We start from the raw sequence: 17,178 nt of genomic DNA, 5'->3' as shown, positions 1-17,178 counted from the left end.
TAGATTCGAAAGTTTAAAACCGGCATTGATAATCCTTCAAAAAAGATAGTATTATGGTGTTAAACTTAAAAAAGTTCTTTAGCGATTTTGGACAAGTCATTCAGTTTGCGATACGTTTTTTTAAAGAAGTCTTTAAGCCGCCATTTGAAGGCCGTGAATTTTTAAAGCAATGCTATATAATTGGCTACAAATCATTGCCTTTGGTAGCCTTCACGGGTTTCATTATGGGTATGGTACTCACCTTGCAATCACGTCCCACACTGTCAAAATTCGGTGCGGAGTCGTGGTTGCCGGGCATGGTGGCTCTTTCGCTGATCAGAGAAATAGCCCCGGTGATAACAGCACTCATTTGTGCTGGCAAGGTGGCGTCTGGCATTGGGGCCGAGTTGGGCTCTATGAAAGTAACCGAACAAATAGACGCCATGGAAGTTTCGGCTATCAATCCTTTTAAATATCTGGTGGTTACCCGCATACTTGCAGCCACACTCATGATTCCACTTTTGGTAGTTTTTGCAGATGGCATCGGTATTTTTGGAGGCTTTGTAGGGTTTAACATCCACAGCAAACTAAACATGGTGAGGTACAATTCCTTGGTTTTCGAACAACTCGGTTATGTGGATATTTTACCTGCCACCATCAAAACATTCTTCTTTGGTTTTTCTATTGGCACCATTGGCTCTTACATGGGCTACACTGCCGCAAACGGTACTGAAAGCGTAGGCAAAGCAGCCAATTCGGCGGTTGTATATGCATCATTGGCTATTTTTATTATTGACATGTTAGCCGTACAATTGACCGATCTTTTTTTCTAAAATCTTTCAAAACTAATTAAGCTCTCACAAGAATATAACACCCTAAAATCAAATCACTTAAGTGGAAAACAATGTTCCAGTAATTGAAATTAAAGACCTTTACAAATCATTTGGTGAAGACAAGGATGTATTGATTGGTTTAAATTTGAGTGTAAAAAATGGAGAAAATTTGGTGGTTTTAGGCAAATCTGGATCAGGCAAGTCCATTGCCATCAAGTGTTTGGTAGGATTGGTAAAAGCAGACAGCGGCTAAATAAAAGTTTTCGGTACTGACATAACCAAATTAGACGAAGGCGAACTTAATAAAATTAGACTCAGAATAGGTTTTTTGTTTCAAAACGGAGCCTTATACGACTCCATGACGGTAAGCGAAAACCTCGCTTTTCCGCTGCGAAGACACCAGCCGGCACTCAGCGACTCAGAGGTGGAAACTGCCATCAAAGATATTTTGGAAAGTGTAGGTTTACTTGAAGCCATTAACAAAATGCCTTCGGAGCTGTCAGGCGGTATGCGAAAAAGAGTAGGCTTGGCCCGAACGCTTATACTCAAACCCGAAATATTGCTTTACGACGAACCTACTACAGGTTTAGACACTATCACTTCCAAAGAGATTAGCGAACTGATACTGGATATTCAAAAAAAGTACAAAACCACTTCTATTATCATTACACACGACATGGCCTGTGCCAAATTCACAAGCAATAGAATCATAATTTTGAGAAACGGAATAGCTTATGCAGAAGGAACTTACGCAGAACTAGAAATTAGTAAAGATGACTGGGTGAGGTCTTTTTTCCCTTAAAAAACTAAAACCCAATATTAAGAAATAGAATATCAACAAAATATAAATTTAAATGAATAAGGAATCGGGATTTACATGGAAACTGGGGCTATTTGTTACCATCGGAATCGTACTTTTTGCGACTACAATTTACTATGTGGGCAAACAAAGAAACCTTTTTGGAGCTAACATTCATTTAAAATCACATTTCAGAACCGTAAGTGGGCTAAAACTCGGGAACAATGTACAGTTTTCGGGAATAAACATCGGAACGGTAGAGAGCATCGAAATGACGTCTGACACTTCGGTTATTGTAGAAATTGTTATTGAAAAAAATGCCCAGGCCTTTATAAAATCTGATGCCAAGGTGAGTATCAGCTCAGATGGTCTAATGGGCGAAAAAGTGCTGATGATTTGGCCAGGAAATATTAATCGAAATTCGGTAAAAGACAACGATTTTTTGGTTTCTAAAAAAGCCATTGAAATAGAGGATTTGATGCAAAGCATGAAAAAAAGCATCGACAATATAAACTTGATTTCTGATAACTTGGCTCAGTTTAGTTACAAAGTAAACAATGGAAATGGAGCCCTCTCAAAAATGATATCAGACGAAGAGTTTTCTGAGAATCTCCAGGGTACTCTTAATAATTTACAGACCAGCTCTAGGAAATTTGCGGAATTTACCGAAAAAATGAACAACGGGAATGGTGCCTTAGCAAAAGTAGTGATAGACGAAAAATTTAGCCGTACGCTTGACTCCACCATGATGAACCTTAAGACGGGTTCTAGCGGGTTAAATGAAATTATAAAAGCCGCCAAAAACAGTATTTTTCTGAGAGGTTATTTTAATAAAAAAGAAGATGATGAAATAAAAAAGGAAGAAGAAAAACTAAATGAGATAGTGAATAAAGTAAGCACCTCCACGCCAACTTTAACACCAAAAGACAGTATAAAACCATAAAACAAACCGTACTTCTCCTATCTCTTAGACGCCATCTTATCAGATGGTTTTTTTTATGCCCAAAATGTGTGAATGTTATAACAAACTGCAAGAGTTCTGTAACACATTTTGCAGGTGAAATCTTGACCTTTGAACTATAAATAAATAAGTCAAATGTCAGATAATAAGGATACAAAAGATAAGTCGGGCAAAAAAGCTCCCGCCAAAAGTCTAAAAGAAAAACGCTCTGAAAAAGCAGCGAAACGTAACGAAAAACGTGGCCAAACCTCCGTATAAACTCAACGAAAACCGTATAACGAAATGATAGAAGTAATAAAAAAAGGAATTCTAATAGAGAAAACACCCATTGAATTTGAAAACAGTGGAGTGCTCAATCCTGCCACCATAAAAGAGGGCGAATTTGTCCATATGTTTTATAGGGCGGTAAGTTTTTACAATTACTCAAGTATCGGCTATTGCAAATTGGAAGGGCCACATACCGTAGTAAAAAGGAACCAAACTGCCATAATAGTTCCTGATTTTGATTATGAGTCTCATGGCTTGGAGGATCCCAGAATTGTAAAAATAGATGACCTTTATTATTTGACATATACGGCTTATGACGGCATAAATGCACTTGGAGCATTGGCAGTTTCGACTGACCTCATTCATTGGGAAAAGAAAGGCATCATAGTTCCACAAATTACTTACGATGAGTTTAATCTACTAGTGCCGCAAGAAAACATCCACAATGACAACAAATATGTAAGGTTTAATGACCAAAACCACCTGCAATCATCTACAGAGAAAGAGGTATTGCTTTGGGATAAAAACCTAATATTTTTTCCAAGAAAGTTAAATGGAAAATTCTATTTCCTGCACCGTATAAAGCCTGACATACAGATACTTGTGGGTGTAGAAAAGTTAGAAGAACTGACAGAGCAGTTTTGGGTGAAATATTTCTCAACCTTTAAGGAAAACGTGGTTTTATCATCAAAATACGATCACGAAATAAGCTACATCGGAGGTGGATGTCCGCCTATAGAAACCCAAGACGGTTGGCTCATAATCTATCATGGAGTCAGAGATTCTATAAATGGTTATATCTATTCGGCCTGTGCGGCATTACTAGACCTCGAAAACCCACAAAAAGAAATTGGCAGATTGCCATATCCGCTTTTTGAACCCACCCGAATTTGGGAAATCAATGGCGAAGTGAATAACGTTTGCTTTCCTACGGGAACAGCTCTTTTCGGAGACACGCTTTATATCTACTACGGTGCGGCAGACGAACGCATTTGCTACGCATCGGTAAGTTTATCAGAATTATTACTTGAACTAAAGAAAAATTCAATACAAAATGAGAAATGAAACGCTTTTTAATCACAACAGTATCTTTGGTTTTGAAAGGCAACAAAATATGGTTAACGCTTTCAAACCTGAGTCAGAAAGCTCCGATTCGCTACCCGAAATCCTATTCCTTACTTCATACCCTCCTCGCGAGTGTGGTATAGCCACCTACTCAAAAGACCTTGTGGAAGCCTTGAAAAACAAATTTCAGGATTCATTTAAAATCAGAATTTGTGCCTTAGAGTCGAATACCGAAAAGCACCCGTATGGTCCCAAAGTAAAATATAAACTCAACACCGACGAGCCCGGTTCATTTGCCAAATTGGCAGATAAAATAAACCAAGACAAAGCCATTTCTATGGTGATGGTGCAGCACGAGTTTGGTTTTTATAATAAAAAAGAACTGGAGTTTCAGCAATTTTTGATTGCACTCCATAAGCCTATCATTATGGGTTTTCATACGGTATTGCCAAATCCAAACGCGGCATTGCAACAAAACGTGATCAAACTGGCCGCTCAAAGCGAGGCCATAGTGGTGATGACAAACTCTTCTATGAAAATATTGGTAGAAGACTATGGTATTTTACAAGAAAAAATCAAAGTAATACCGCATGGTACTCACTTGGTGCAGCACCTTGACAAAGACCTTTTAAAGATAAAATATAACCTACAAGGCAAAAAAGTACTCTCTACCTTTGGCTTAATAAGCTCAGGAAAAAACATAGAAACTACTATAGATGCCCTACCCAAAATAGTAAAAGCTAATAAAGACGTAATGTTTTTGATTATAGGTAAAACTCACCCAAACGTAGCAAACCAAGAAGGTGAGAAGTATAGAAATATGCTCATTTATAGAGTAGAGAAATTGGGACTAACCAAAAACGTGAGGTTTATTAACTATTTTTTGCCGCTGACTGACCTTCTCGAATACTTACAACTTACTGATATTTATGTTTTTACATCAAAAGACCCCAACCAAGCCGTAAGCGGTACATTCTCTTACGCCATAAGCTGTGGCTGCCCGATCGTGTCTACACCCATACCGCATGCGGTTGAAGTATTGAAAGAAGGTGCAGGTGTGACTTTTGATTTTGGAGATTCCAAACAATTGGCCACCGAGATAAACAAATTGCTCAAAAGCGATACCCTCAGAAAGGAAATTAGGTCAATCGGATTGCATAGCATGGCACCCACTGCCTGGGAAAACGCCGCCATTGCTCATGCACTTTTGTTTCAAGAATTATCGGACAAGAAACTACTTTTAAACTATAAAACTCCGGAAATGAATCTCGATTATCTTAAAAAACTAACGACCAATTTTGGCTTAATCCAGTTTTCTATAATCAACGAGCCAGATATAGATTCGGGATATACCGTTGACGATAACGCCCGGGCCTTGGTGGCAACCTGTATGCATTACCAAAAAACCAATGAAGCTGAGGACTTAGCATATATTAAGATTTACCTCAACTTTATAGTTTTTTGTTTACAAAACGACACCCGTTTTTTAAACTATGTAAACGAAGAGCAGCAGTTTACGATTCAAAACTATGAAACCAACCTCGAAGACTCTAATGGGCGGGCCATTTGGGCCTTAGGGTATTTGATATCTAATGCTGCCAACTTACCTGAGGCATTGGTTCTTAAAGCCGAAAAAGCCTTCGACTTTGCACTTACAAACGCCTTAGAAATACACTCATCGCGAGCCATGGCTTTTATTATCAAAGGCTTGTATTACAGAAATACGGTGAGTAAAAAACTTAGTGATGTCATCCTGATATCACAATTGGGAAACAGGCTGGTGCAAATGTATTATCACGAGTCAAAAAACGACTGGAACTGGTTTGAGAGCTATTTAACGTATGGAAACAGTATTTTGCCCGAGGCTATGCTGTGTGCGTATTTGGTAACCAATGAGCCTATTTATAAAGACATAGCAAAGTTAAGTTTCGATTTTCTGTTGTCTAAAATATTTACCGACGAAACCATAACCGTGATATCAAACAACGGCTGGTTATTTAGGGGCGAGGAAGCAAACAGAACCCAAAAAGGTGGCGAACAAGCCATAGATGTAGCGTATACGATATTGGCTTTAGAAAAATTTAGAGGAGTTTTTCATGAAAACAATTATCAAGAAAAAATGCAAGTGGCGTTTAGTTGGTTTTTAGGAAACAACCACCTCCACCAGATCATTTATAACCCCTGCACAGGCGGCTGCTACGACGGTTTAGAAGACACTTACGTTAACATAAACCAAGGGGCAGAGTCTACGGTGAGTTACCTTATGGCAAGCTTAACAATGGAAAACATTAAAATTCAAAAAGGCCTTTCGGTCAAAAAAGCGATTGAATTAGCTGAGTTTTATTGAATACACCTTTAGTCAAAACAATCGATTGATACAATGCTGAATGACACAACTTTTAATTTCTTTCGAAAAAAGACGATGGACTTTCTATAAGATATAATATGTGTTTAAAAACATTCTCAAAAACTCCACACTATTGGGGAAATATTTGGACATCTATTCTTGATAAAATTAGGGTACATATTTTTTACACAAAATCTCATAAGAAGTTTTACTATTTACTATTCACACTAGGTAAAACATTTTAAAAAATGCCCCTTTTCAGTATCAGCACAAAACGTAAAACAATGTATACCAATATTTTAAAACACCATGTGTGAATTGTATAAACTTTAACCATTATTCTGTAAGACTACAGAAGGCAAAATAAATGACCTTTGATTATTAATTAAAAAACAAATATAAAATGGCAAATCTAACAGAATTAAAAGGAAACTGGAACGAGACAAAAGGCAAACTGAAACAACAATTTGCGATGCTCACTGACGACGATTTATTATTGGCAGATGGCAAACAAGACGAACTGATGGGAAGGCTGCAAAAAAAACTTGGTAAGACCAAAGAAGAGATTCAAACGCTTATTTCAAATCTGTAATAATTACCAAAATGAAAATTACATATTTGACTATTGTAGCGATAGCTACAGTTTTAAGTGCCACAAGCTGCAAAAGCGACAAGGATAAAGTAGATGAAGCTACTTCACAGGTGGTAGAAGCAGGCGATGACTTGAAAGAAGCTAACGATGACTACCTACTAGAAGTAGAAAAATACAAGCTAGAAACAGCAGACAAAATCATTCAAAACGATAAAAGTATTGCCGAGTTTAATGCCAGGGTAAAAACTGAGAAGAAAGAAACAAGAGACCAATACATTAAAGATATCGCGGTTCTCGAGGCAAAAAATTCGGACTTGAAAATGAAGATGGAAGTCTACCAAGCCGACAGCAAAGAAAACTGGGACAAATTTAAAATCGAGTTTTCGCATGATATGGACGAACTAGGAAAGGCATTTAAAGACTTGACAGTTAAAAATGTTAAATAACACATTATAAATTATTAAAATTTATAGCCATGATTATTCAAATAATTTCAATCGCAGCACTAATTATAATAGGTGGAAACCTATTGTACACTTTACTTACTAAAAGGAAGTCGAAAAAAACATCTCAGATGTTATTGAAAAAATCGATTAGGTCTTACAACTTAATGAAAAGTGGATTGAAAATGCAAAACTCAAATAAATATCAAAATTAAGTTATAGTGGATATATAGGGTAAATTAGAAACGTCGTCTTTTATAAGGACGGCGTTTTTTGTGGATAATTGTAAACATTAACAAACTACTTACAATCAATTATTTAATAGCAATAATTAGCTTTTATTTTAATATTAATAATAAAAAAACTCTCAAATAATGAAAAGCCGTCTTATGATTCTGGCACCACTATGTCGAGTGCATTTATCAAAATATTGGCTTTGATTTTTGTCACCTTTCCGAGGTATTCCCCATCGATTTGGAAGTGTACTTTTTTTCTGGAAGTCATTGTTAAAGCGTTGGTTTGAAACACCTCCGTTTTTTCGGAATCATAATCTTCATTTGTAAAAGCCCTTTTAAATATCTCGAGTGGGGATATCTTTTTAATCACAATAACCTCAAACAAGTCATCGTCTAATTTTCCAATGGGGTTAACCTCTAAGCCCGTTCCATATTTGGTGGCATTGGCCACGATGATCATGGCAGCCTTGGTTTTTATCAATTTTCCATCAATACGCATCTCAACCTCTAAGATTGGGTTCTGTAAAAGTACTTTTATGGTAGCCATCAAATATCCCCACATACCGCGTATGCCTTGGGTTTCAAACATTTTAATGGCATAGGCATTTAGGCCAATATCGCTCAGGTGAATACATATCTCCTTGTTGATTTCGGTCACGTGAATTTTTTTTGAGTAGCCCTTAAGCACCACATCTAAGGCTTCTGAAGGCACTTCGCTTATGCCCAGTTCTTTTGCCAAGCCATTTGCCGAACCCGCAGGCAGCATGCCCATTTTTATGTTTGTATGCATCAAACACTCGGCTACTAATTTAATGGTTCCGTCGCCACCTACGGCTATCACTTGGTCAGGCGACAGAGACTTTATCTTGGATTTCAATGGCCCCAATTTAAATTCTTTTGAAAGCGTATAAAGTTCGATTGTATGGTGTGTTTGAGCAAAATAATTTGTAATTTCCAATGCCCAATTTATTTGGTTGTTTCCTGAACCGGGATTGATTACAAAAAGTAAAATGAGCTTATTTTCAGCGTTTTTCATGAATAAAAATAATAATATTTCGGCAACTATTAACGTATACCATGGCTACGGGCATACAGACAACTTGGTTATATATGGCCATGTATTAGCCGGTAAAAAATCATTCCCAAGCAAATTCAGTGATAACATATTCTTTAATTTCGTTCATTTAATTAAGCTATTCTTTATAAAACCCATTCCAAATGCGAAGTTAAAATTGCAGTGGGGAGATCAAACGTTTTATACCACATCCGCTCCCGACGGTTTTTTTAAATTTGAATGGCAATCAAACACCGAAGTAGCAGCCGGTTGGCATTTGGTAAAAGTGCATTTAGTTGATAACAAAGACCATGAAATAAATTCTGCCGAGGGAAAACTCTTTGTGCCCAATTCTACCCAATTTGGTTTTATCTCTGATATCGACGACACCGTTCTGGTTTCACATTCGGCCAATACCGGAAAAAAACTACGAGTAATGCTCACTAAAAACCCTAGAAGCCGCAAAACATTTGCCGACGTGGTTAGATTATACAATTTATTGGCCCAGAGCCACACCGAAGCTAACTTGCCAAATCCTTTTTTCTACGTTTCTAGCAGCGAATGGAATTTGTACGACGACCTAAATGAGTTTTTTAAACACAATGGCTTGCCAAAAGGAGTTTTCCTGCTAAACGAAATAAAGAAATGGTACCAACTATTAAGCACCGGAAAAACAAAACATGAAGGAAAACTGACCCGAACAGAGCGGATATTAAAAGCATTTCCTAAGCAAAAATTTATATTATTAGGCGATAATTCACAAAGCGACCCTGTCATTTATACCTCCATTGTAAATAAATATTCGGACCGTATTTTTGCTATTTATATTCGAAATGTTAGCCTAAAAAAAGAAGCTGTTACTACCAAACTTTTAGAATCAATCGAAAACAAAAACGTATTCACCTGCCAATTTAAACACACCGACGAGGCTATTCTACATGCCAAAACAATTGGCTTACTCAATTGATAACAAGGCACTTAAAGCCTTTCGTCTAAATTTCAACGAAATAAACATTCTGTTTTTAATCAATAATAGCAAATAAGTTCTACCCTATTTTTATTCCTTTTTATCACGCATTTTTCTCAAAGGCTCAAACAATAGCGAAAGAGATTGGCGATGCGTAAAATATTTATAAATCCAATTGATAAATACGATTAGCTTGTTTTTAAAACCTATGAGTAAAAACAAGTGTAAAGTCATCCAGATTAGCCATGCAAAAAATCCCTGAAAACTTAGTTTTGGTTTCGCTAAGTCTACTACCGCTTTGTTTCTGCCTACTGTTGCCATGCTGCCTTTATTTACATATTCAAATGGCTTCATTTCCTTATCAGCAGCTATTAACTTAAAATTATTAGCCAAATTTATGGCTTGGTCTATGGCCACACTTGCCAACTGTGGAAACCCCTTTGGATGCTCAGGCGTCTGAACAAACGCTATGTCGCCAACGGCAAAAACATTTTCTAAAGTATGGACCCTATTAAATAAATCTGTCTTAATTTGATTAGATTTTGTTAGTAAAGACACGTCTACACCATTGGGTATACTGCCTTTTACGCCAGCCGCCCAAATCAACAAAGTAGACGCTATCTCGGTGTCATCTTGTAACTTAACTCGCTCACCGTCATAGTCTTTCACTATAGTATTAAGCATTACCGTAACGCCCATTTCTTCTAAATATTCCTTTGACTTTTTTGAGGAGGCTTCACTCATATTGCCCAACAGCTTAGAATTACCCTCTAATAAATAGACCTTCATTTTTGAAAAATCTAACTCTGGATATTCGTTTGGCAAAGAGTCTCTTTTCATTTCGGCTAAGGCCCCGCTTAGCTCTACACCTGTGGGCCCACCACCCACTATTACCACAGATAATAGCTTCTCGGTTTTTGCCACTTTAGAGGAAACCGCATCTTCAAAATGTTGAAGCAAAGAGTTGCGTATTTGCAAGGCCTCCCAGGTAGACTTCATAGGAAAAGCTTGCTCCTCAATACTTTTATTTCCAAAATAATTGGTGGTTGCACCAGTCGCTATCACCAGATAATCGTAGCTATACCTGCCTCCTGATGTCTCTATTAGGTTATTTGCGGTATCTATGCTATTTACCTCAGACAAGCGGATACTGACATTTCTGCTTTTTTTAAACATGTGCCGCAGCGGAAAAGAAATATTACTGGCATCTAAACTCGCCATTGCCAACTGATAAAACAAAGGCTGAAACTGATGGTAATTGTTCTTGTCTATGAGTGTAATGCGGTAGTCGGGGTGGTTATTTAGCCTTCGGGCCAATTTTAGACCCGCAAAACCAGCACCTATGATTACGATATGTTTCTTATTTTTCATTTTAAATGTTATTCTAAATTTCTGGTATCCGAATAAAAATAAATAAATTTTGTTCATTATATCAGCCAGCACTGTTTGAACGCAATCGAAATTCTTTTTCAAAAATAGTCTTTTTATAAACTACTGATTAAAAGAATTTTGAGTGCGTGAGTTTGCTGGGTGCTGTTTTTTTTGCTTCGTTTTTTTTTTGAAAAAAAATGAAGGCCTAGGCGGCAGCCGACACAAAGTAAATAGAGGGTCATTTTTACTCAAGGCAAAAAAGTAGCTTGAATTGCAATTCGGGGTCTATTTGTTAATAAAGAATACTTTAGTCGGACGCCGTTAATCCTAAATCGACATAAAAGATTTTAATGTGCGTAAAAGTAAAACGCCACACTTTTCCTCGTAAAAAAACTGTTCCCGCTTTGAAAAAATCAAAGAAGATAAATACCTAAAATAGGTCTTGAACCAAAAAGGGATTAAGAAAACTCACTTTTTTATTCTGAGCCTTTTTAATATTCTCTGAAAAGGCGATATCTTCGGATTTTGCTCCACTATTTCGCCTATCAAAAAACCGTAGGGTTTTAAAGACTCCACATGATCACACACTATTTTAAACATTGCCGTGAGCGGTATTGCCAATATAACACCCGGAATACCCCATAGCAATTGACCTAAAATGAGCACGATAATCGTAAATAGTGGATTGATTTTTACTTGAGGCCCCAAAATCAGCGGTTCTAGTAGCCATCCTTGTATGGTTTGCACGGTGCCATAAACGATGGCAATCTCCACCAACAAGGAAATATCACCACCTTGTATGGCCGCCACAAAAATAGTAATGAAAGTCCCAAAGATATTTCCCAAATAAGGTATCACTTCTAAAAACCCACAGAGAATAGCGAAGAATATCGCGTTTTTTACCCCAATTAAACTAAAACCAATGCCATACATAAACCACAAACAAATGATTATTTTAGAAAGACCAACCAAATATTGTTGAGAAACTTTTGTGGTATTTTGGATAATATTTTCCATTTCGGGGCGGTGGCTTTCGGGTGAAAGCAAAAGCATGAATTGTTTGATATGACCCCGATAATACAATAAAAATATGAAGTAAAGATTTACCAATACCAAATTGGCAAGCAAAGCCGAAACACCACTTGCCATACTCTGAATCAAATTGCCATACGAAGGCTGTTCTTGTTTTAAAAGCACCATTTGATCAGCCTTAGTGAGGCCAAACTGACTAAAAATATATTCCTGAATGGTATTTATGACTAAAATGGATTTCTCTTTAAACTGCTGTGCTTGGCTTACAAGCTCCGAAATTTTCCATCCAAATAGCGAAACAAAAGACCCTATAACGACGATAATAGATAAAAGACAAATAATAACGGCTATTGCCTTGTGAATTCCTTTCCTTTCTAACCATTGACAAAAAGGCAAAAATAGGGTAGCCAAAATACCCCCGAAACAAAGCGGCATAAAAAACACTTTTCCGTAATAAATGCCCCCAATAAAAAGGATTAACAAGAGCGTTTTTTTGAGTACAGAGTTTGAGGTTATGGTCATTGTATTTTTATTAAAAACGCACTTTTTTTTACTTTTTTATGAATCTTAAGCATTAATGCTTTTGATTAACTCAAAGAGCCAATCGGCATCTTTTTTTCGGCATAACTCTGAGCCCTCATTCATGGTTGCGGCTGTGCCACAAGCCACACCATATTATACAGATTCTATCAAACTTATATTTTTTGCCAAAGAAAAAACTATCCCCCCTACCATACTGTCTCCAGCACCTACCGTACTTTTCCTTTCTACTTTTGGAGGTTTTATGGTCACCTGCACGTCTGAAGTCACGAGCATGGCTCCTTCTGGGCCAAGCGAAACCACAGCCACTTCACATTTCCCGTTTTCTATGAGTTTCCGGGCTTCTATCTCTACCGATTCTAAATCTAATTCTTCTTTACCTACCAAAGAGCTCAACTCAGCCAAATTGGGCTTTATTAAAAAAACACCCGCCTCTACTGCTTTTATTAAGGCTTCACCAGCAGTATCTACTATAAATTTCGCTTTTTTATCTTGGGCAATGCGAGCAATCCTCGCAAATATATCGACGGGAACACCTAAGGGCAAGCTGCCACTCGCCACAATAAAATCAACTTGCTCGATATTGGCGATACTTTCCAGACAAGCCTGCCATTCGGTTTCAAAAACCTCCGCACCTGGCATTCCAAAACGGAATTGTTTATTTGTACTTTCTTCTACTACAACCAAGTTTTCGCGTGTGTTATTTTTTGTTTGGGTCACTAGGCACGGTATGCCTTCTTCTTCTAATAATTCGGTAAATTTCACTCCCGTATATCCACCAGCTAAATAAACTGCAGAAGCCTCGCCACCTAATTTTTTGATGGCACGTGCTACATTTATACCGCCTCCGCCCGGTTCAAAAACCGGGGAAGCACATCTTAGTTTTTTATCGGGAATTAATGAATCAATAGACGTACTTTTATCAATAGCAGGATTAAAGGTAATGCTTACAATCTTTGACATTGTGTTGTTTTTTTTGAAATGACTTTTTAATAAAAATGAATTTAGTGTTTTTTGATAGCTTTAAAAACCTGAATGAATATTAAATAATTGTAACCGAATAGAGAAGTATAATTTCTTTACAATAAAGAGCAAAAAGTCCTTCCTTAAAAAAAATAGCTGGTTTTCTTTTTGGAAATAGTAGCGGAGTTAACTTAAGTTTATTTACTGGGAATTTCTTCAAAATCTATGTCCAATATTTTGCTGGGTCTTTTGTAAATGTCTTTATTGAGTGGATAAAGTGGATATCCTGAAAAACTTTCAATATTTAGAATCTGAAATTGGGTAAAAACTGGATTTGTGTTTTTTGAGTGTGTTTTCATAATTTTCGCATTTAGGTTTAACTTAAATATCTTATTATTTTCTAAGACGTAAAGGTGCTTTTTACTCAAAGAAATTGTGTTATAGAATTATCCAGACAACTTATATAATTCACACGTTTGGGTGGAAATGAGCGTGCGTTTTGAAATTCTGGAGTTTGAAATTTAAATAGTAAATGCATAGAAAGTTAATATAAATTCTGAAACGAGCATTTTATTTTGTTTAATTTGCCCTTTAAAAACTCACCCTTTTTGGAAAATATATCACCCGAAATAATATTTGAAGATGACGAGATTTTGGTTTGTGTAAAACCAAGTGGCGTTTTGTCTCAAAAAGAAAACTCCAATGAAGACAGCCTTTTGGAGTTATTTCCTGATAGCCCCCCACTACATATTATCACCCGACTTGACAGACGTGTAAGTGGCCTGGTGCTACTTGCAAAAAATCCAGAATCGGCGGCAAACCTAAGCGAACAACTTAAGCGAAAGCAAATAATTAAAAAGTACAAAGCAATAGTCGGCCAAAAACCAGAGAAAGAGTCACAGACGCTAATGCATTGGTTAAGCAAAACTAACAGTAAGGCAAAAACATCAAAAACAGAATCAGAAAGTGCTAAAAAAGCAGTACTTTCTTATAAAGTTTTACAAAGTTCAGAAAGGTATCATTTGTTAGAAATTGCCTTAGAAACGGGGCGTTTTCATCAAATCAGATGTCAATTGGCTGCAATAGGAAGCCCAATTTTGGGCGACTTGAAATATGGGTTCAAAAGAAGTAGTCCCGACGGTAGTATTTTCTTGCAAGCGTATGCTCTCGCTTTTTTTCACCCTAAAAACAAAGAGTTATTAACTTTCGAAATTAATCCTCCTAAAGTCTGGGAGAAATATGGATTCTAATAATTTTTTACTTTTTAAAAACCTGAGGTTGAAAAGCTTTGACAAAAAAACACCCAAGCGATAAATTATTATTTTGTTTTTAGCGTTTACATCGTTTCGGCAAATAATAAAAGCCTGAGAAAATTCAATTATATGCCTTTCAAAAATCTTTTTTTCCTCTTCTTTTTTCTGAATTTTAGTCTAAATGCTCAAAGCTTAGATAGTTTACAAAAAAGCACTGCCGACTCCATAGAAAAAATCGATATTAGAGATTTCTTTAAAAGTAAAAAGCAAGAACATGCACCTAAAAAAATCCAAATTGGGGCTATTCCTGCGGTGGGATACACACTTCAGACAGGTTGGGCTGTTTCTGGAATAGTGAATGTAAGTTTCAATTTAGGTAAAAGTGCCAATCAATTGCCATCCATAATAAATGGCAGCATAAACTATACCCAATACAACCAAATAATAGTACCTGTTCAAGCTAGTATTTGGACAAAAGACAACAGTTTTAACCTAATTACAGACTTTCGATATATCAAATATCCTTCTTTAATATATGGTTTGGGCGAAAAAGTAGACCCAAACTTAGGAATTGAGACCGATTTTTCTGGTTTAAAATTCCATCAAACAGTTATGAAAAAAGTAGCTCCGAATCTTTTTACAGGACTTGGATATTACTTTGATACGTTTTGGAATATTAAAGCCAGTGATTCTTTATCAACAGCTACAGCTTCTGAACTAAAAAACAGGCTCAATACCAAAGAACTCGCTTCTGGCTTGGCTTTTAAATTAATATACGACTCCAGAGAAAATCACGTAAGTGCCACCCAGGGAATTTATGCAAACATAGTTTACCGCGTAAATCCGCAGTTTTTGGGTAGCGACCAAAGCTGGGAATCTTTAATTTTAGACCTTAGAAAGTATGTTACTTTCCCGAGGAATTCGCACAATGTGCTTGCGTTTTGGAACTTGTATTGGCTCACCACTAGCAAGGACTCTCCGCCTTATTTGATTTTGCCTAGCACCGGTTGGGACGATTCTTACAACACAGGCCGAGGATATATTCAGGGCCGATTTAGGGGACGAAATATGTTTTATTTTGAAACAGAATATAGGTATCAAATCCTAAAAAATGACTTACTTCGAGGCGTCGTTTTTTATAATTTACAAAAATTTTCTGGCGACCTTTCTTCCACATTTACTACGCTAAAGCCAGGTTATGGCTTAGGTCTTCGATTAAAACTCAATAAGATTACAGACACAAATGTATGTCTTGACTACGGCTTTGGGCAAAATGGCTCGAGGGGCTTCTTCATCAACGTGACAGAAGTATTTTAAACCAATGCGAATAATTGTGAAAATTACACTTTTTGTTAATTTTTAACATTTAGCGAAATTTCGCAGAAAATATTTTTCTTTTACAAAAACTTAGAATAGATTTGAGGCATCAAACAAAAAAAAGATGTCTATTGACGAAACTCTCACACTTCCGGTTGGCGTAACCCTCGACAGATTTATAAAAAGACAGCAGAGTGCTTTTAAAGGTGCGTCTGGTGAACTTTCTCAACTTTTAAGAGACATTGGCCTTGCTGCCAAAATTATTAACCGCGAGGTAAACAGAGCAGGCTTAATAGATTTAACAGGCGGCACAGACTCCGAAAACATACAGGGCGAAGCTCAGCAAAAACTAGACGTAATAGCCAACGTGCGGTTAATAAGAGCCCTAAAAAACGGCGGCGAAGTGTGTGCGATCATCACTGAAGAAGACGAAGGAATCATATATACGGGAAACAACGAAGGCAAATATGTGGTGGCACTAGACCCGCTCGATGGCTCCTCTAATATTGACGTAAATGTCTCGATAGGCACCATCTTTTCTATTTACCACCGCATAAGCCCTGAAGGAACACTCGCAAACGAGGCCGATTTTCTGCAAGGTGGCAGAAGCCAAGTAGCCGCGGGTTATATTTTGTATGGCTCATCTACTATTTTAGTTTATTCTACTGGCAAAGGCGTAAACTGTTTTACTTACGAAAACTCTTTGGGAGAGTTTTTCTTGTCGCACACAAATGTTATAGCTCCCAAAAACGGGAACATATTTTCAATAAATTATGGCAATTACACTTCATTTTTTGCCCCTATAAAAAAATACCTGTCGCTTTGTTTAGACAGGTCATATTCTAGCAGGTACATTGGTTCCTTGGTGGGCGACTTCCACAGGAACCAATTTAAAGGTGGCATATATCTATATCCACCCACAAATGAACACCTCAAAGGAAAACTCAGGTTACTTTACGAATGCTACCCACTTGCGTTTTTAGCCGAAGATAGCGGAGCAAGAGCCACAGACGGCTACCAAGAAATACTCGACATAGAAGCCACGAGTTTCCATCAAAGGAGTCCGCTATATGTTGGATCTGAGCTGATGGTTAAAGAACTTATGGAGCTGCATTGATACAAAAAAAGGTCAGCTCAAAATGAACTGACCTTTGTACTT

The 17,178-nt window shown here is 37.1% G+C and carries 16 protein-coding genes and 1 pseudogene; 12 read left to right on the top strand and 5 right to left on the bottom strand.

Features of this window, described 5'->3' with window-relative positions; translation table 11 throughout:
- The first annotated feature begins 53 nt into the window (after positions 1 to 53).
- From ACFOOI_RS21200 to ACFOOI_RS21165, 8 genes and pseudogenes are all read left to right on the top strand, one after another.
- Complete coding sequence (locus tag ACFOOI_RS21200) at positions 54 to 812, top strand: MlaE family ABC transporter permease (RefSeq protein WP_379840101.1); 759 nt, start codon at positions 54 to 56, stop codon at positions 810 to 812.
- 61 nt (positions 813 to 873) lie between these two features.
- Positions 874 to 1,614 (top strand): annotated as a pseudogene (locus ACFOOI_RS21195) (ABC transporter ATP-binding protein).
- 52 nt (positions 1,615 to 1,666) lie between these two features.
- Positions 1,667 to 2,554, top strand: coding sequence for an MlaD family protein (locus ACFOOI_RS21190; RefSeq protein WP_379840100.1), 888 nt, complete (start codon positions 1,667 to 1,669; stop codon positions 2,552 to 2,554).
- 153 nt (positions 2,555 to 2,707) lie between these two features.
- On the top strand, positions 2,708 to 2,830 hold the full coding sequence (locus ACFOOI_RS21185; protein WP_379840099.1) for a hypothetical protein: 123 nt from the start codon (positions 2,708 to 2,710) through the stop codon (positions 2,828 to 2,830).
- A gap of 24 nt (positions 2,831 to 2,854) precedes the next feature.
- Positions 2,855 to 3,904 carry a glycoside hydrolase family 130 protein gene (locus ACFOOI_RS21180; RefSeq protein ID WP_379840098.1) on the top strand — a complete coding sequence of 350 codons (1,050 nt, stop codon included), beginning with the start codon at positions 2,855 to 2,857 and terminating at the stop codon, positions 3,902 to 3,904.
- Complete coding sequence (locus ACFOOI_RS21175) at positions 3,894 to 6,251, top strand: glycosyltransferase (RefSeq protein WP_379840097.1); 2,358 nt, start codon at positions 3,894 to 3,896, stop codon at positions 6,249 to 6,251. The genes ACFOOI_RS21180 and ACFOOI_RS21175 overlap by 11 nt, the downstream gene beginning before the upstream one ends.
- A 403-nt stretch (positions 6,252 to 6,654) precedes the next feature.
- Complete coding sequence (locus tag ACFOOI_RS21170) at positions 6,655 to 6,843, top strand: CsbD family protein (RefSeq protein WP_379840096.1); 189 nt, start codon at positions 6,655 to 6,657, stop codon at positions 6,841 to 6,843.
- Positions 6,844 to 6,854: 11 nt separating this feature from the next.
- Positions 6,855 to 7,289, top strand: coding sequence for a hypothetical protein (locus ACFOOI_RS21165; protein ID WP_379840095.1), 435 nt, complete (start codon positions 6,855 to 6,857; stop codon positions 7,287 to 7,289).
- Positions 7,290 to 7,673: 384 nt separating this feature from the next.
- On the opposite strand, the gene ACFOOI_RS21160 is transcribed toward ACFOOI_RS21165, so the two are convergent.
- Entirely contained in the window at positions 7,674 to 8,558 is an 885-nt protein-coding gene (locus tag ACFOOI_RS21160; protein WP_379840094.1) for a diacylglycerol/lipid kinase family protein, read from the bottom strand.
- Here ACFOOI_RS21160 and ACFOOI_RS21155 point away from each other — a divergent pair.
- The gene (locus ACFOOI_RS21155; RefSeq protein ID WP_379840093.1) at positions 8,557 to 9,543 is read left to right on the top strand and encodes an App1 family protein; all 987 of its coding nucleotides are present in this window, start codon (positions 8,557 to 8,559) and stop codon (positions 9,541 to 9,543) included. The two genes, ACFOOI_RS21160 and ACFOOI_RS21155, sit on opposite strands and share 2 nt — an antisense overlap.
- 90 nt (positions 9,544 to 9,633) lie before the next feature.
- Here the strand turns inward: ACFOOI_RS21155 and ACFOOI_RS21150 are convergent, their stop codons facing one another.
- From ACFOOI_RS21150 to ACFOOI_RS21135, 4 genes are all read right to left on the bottom strand, one after another.
- A complete protein-coding gene (locus ACFOOI_RS21150) occupies positions 9,634 to 10,914 on the bottom strand; it encodes an NAD(P)/FAD-dependent oxidoreductase (RefSeq protein WP_379840092.1) in 1,281 nt (426 codons plus the stop codon).
- Between the two features lie 468 nt (positions 10,915 to 11,382).
- On the bottom strand, positions 11,383 to 12,468 hold the full coding sequence (locus tag ACFOOI_RS21145) for an AI-2E family transporter (protein ID WP_379840091.1): 1,086 nt from the start codon (positions 12,466 to 12,468) through the stop codon (positions 11,383 to 11,385).
- Between the two features lie 153 nt (positions 12,469 to 12,621).
- Positions 12,622 to 13,449: a 1-phosphofructokinase family hexose kinase gene (locus ACFOOI_RS21140; RefSeq protein WP_379840090.1), complete on the bottom strand. Its 828-nt coding sequence runs from the start codon at positions 13,447 to 13,449 to the stop codon at positions 12,622 to 12,624.
- A gap of 197 nt (positions 13,450 to 13,646) precedes the next feature.
- Positions 13,647 to 13,808, bottom strand: a complete 162-nt coding sequence (locus ACFOOI_RS21135; RefSeq protein WP_379840089.1) for a hypothetical protein — start codon at positions 13,806 to 13,808, stop codon at positions 13,647 to 13,649.
- A gap of 249 nt (positions 13,809 to 14,057) precedes the next feature.
- On the opposite strand from ACFOOI_RS21135, the gene ACFOOI_RS21130 reads away from it, so the two are divergent.
- The 3 genes from ACFOOI_RS21130 (at position 14,058) to fbp (ending at position 17,136) form a co-directional block, all read left to right on the top strand.
- Positions 14,058 to 14,699 (top strand): RluA family pseudouridine synthase, encoded by a 642-nt coding sequence (locus tag ACFOOI_RS21130; protein WP_379840088.1) that lies wholly within the window; start codon positions 14,058 to 14,060, stop codon positions 14,697 to 14,699.
- A 132-nt stretch (positions 14,700 to 14,831) separates the two neighbouring features.
- Entirely contained in the window at positions 14,832 to 16,019 is a 1,188-nt protein-coding gene (locus ACFOOI_RS21125; RefSeq protein ID WP_379840087.1) for a BamA/TamA family outer membrane protein, read from the top strand.
- Between the two features lie 124 nt (positions 16,020 to 16,143).
- Positions 16,144 to 17,136 carry a class 1 fructose-bisphosphatase gene (gene fbp, locus ACFOOI_RS21120; protein ID WP_379840086.1) on the top strand — a complete coding sequence of 331 codons (993 nt, stop codon included), beginning with the start codon at positions 16,144 to 16,146 and terminating at the stop codon, positions 17,134 to 17,136.
- The last annotated feature ends 42 nt before the right edge of the window (positions 17,137 to 17,178 follow it).

The organism is Lacihabitans lacunae, assembly GCF_042649125.1.
GTDB classification, from domain to species: domain Bacteria; phylum Bacteroidota; class Bacteroidia; order Cytophagales; family Spirosomataceae; genus Leadbetterella; species Leadbetterella lacunae.
This window is presented reverse-complemented; position numbering and strand designations above follow the sequence as displayed.

Coding starts and splice junctions, on each gene's coding strand:
- ACFOOI_RS21200 (WP_379840101.1), top strand. CDS start 54: ATGGTGTTAAACTTAAAAAAGTTCTTTAGCGATTTTGGACAAGTCATT.
- ACFOOI_RS21190 (WP_379840100.1), top strand. CDS start 1,667: ATGAATAAGGAATCGGGATTTACATGGAAACTGGGGCTATTTGTTACC.
- ACFOOI_RS21185 (WP_379840099.1), top strand. CDS start 2,708: ATGTCAGATAATAAGGATACAAAAGATAAGTCGGGCAAAAAAGCTCCC.
- ACFOOI_RS21180 (WP_379840098.1), top strand. CDS start 2,855: ATGATAGAAGTAATAAAAAAAGGAATTCTAATAGAGAAAACACCCATT.
- ACFOOI_RS21175 (WP_379840097.1), top strand. CDS start 3,894: ATGAGAAATGAAACGCTTTTTAATCACAACAGTATCTTTGGTTTTGAA.
- ACFOOI_RS21170 (WP_379840096.1), top strand. CDS start 6,655: ATGGCAAATCTAACAGAATTAAAAGGAAACTGGAACGAGACAAAAGGC.
- ACFOOI_RS21165 (WP_379840095.1), top strand. CDS start 6,855: ATGAAAATTACATATTTGACTATTGTAGCGATAGCTACAGTTTTAAGT.
- ACFOOI_RS21155 (WP_379840093.1), top strand. CDS start 8,557: ATGAATAAAAATAATAATATTTCGGCAACTATTAACGTATACCATGGC.
- ACFOOI_RS21160 (WP_379840094.1), bottom strand. CDS start 8,558: ATGAAAAACGCTGAAAATAAGCTCATTTTACTTTTTGTAATCAATCCC.
- ACFOOI_RS21150 (WP_379840092.1), bottom strand. CDS start 10,914: ATGAAAAATAAGAAACATATCGTAATCATAGGTGCTGGTTTTGCGGGT.
- ACFOOI_RS21145 (WP_379840091.1), bottom strand. CDS start 12,468: ATGACCATAACCTCAAACTCTGTACTCAAAAAAACGCTCTTGTTAATC.
- ACFOOI_RS21140 (WP_379840090.1), bottom strand. CDS start 13,449: ATGTCAAAGATTGTAAGCATTACCTTTAATCCTGCTATTGATAAAAGT.
- ACFOOI_RS21135 (WP_379840089.1), bottom strand. CDS start 13,808: ATGAAAACACACTCAAAAAACACAAATCCAGTTTTTACCCAATTTCAG.
- ACFOOI_RS21125 (WP_379840087.1), top strand. CDS start 14,832: ATGCCTTTCAAAAATCTTTTTTTCCTCTTCTTTTTTCTGAATTTTAGT.
- fbp (WP_379840086.1), top strand. CDS start 16,144: ATGTCTATTGACGAAACTCTCACACTTCCGGTTGGCGTAACCCTCGAC.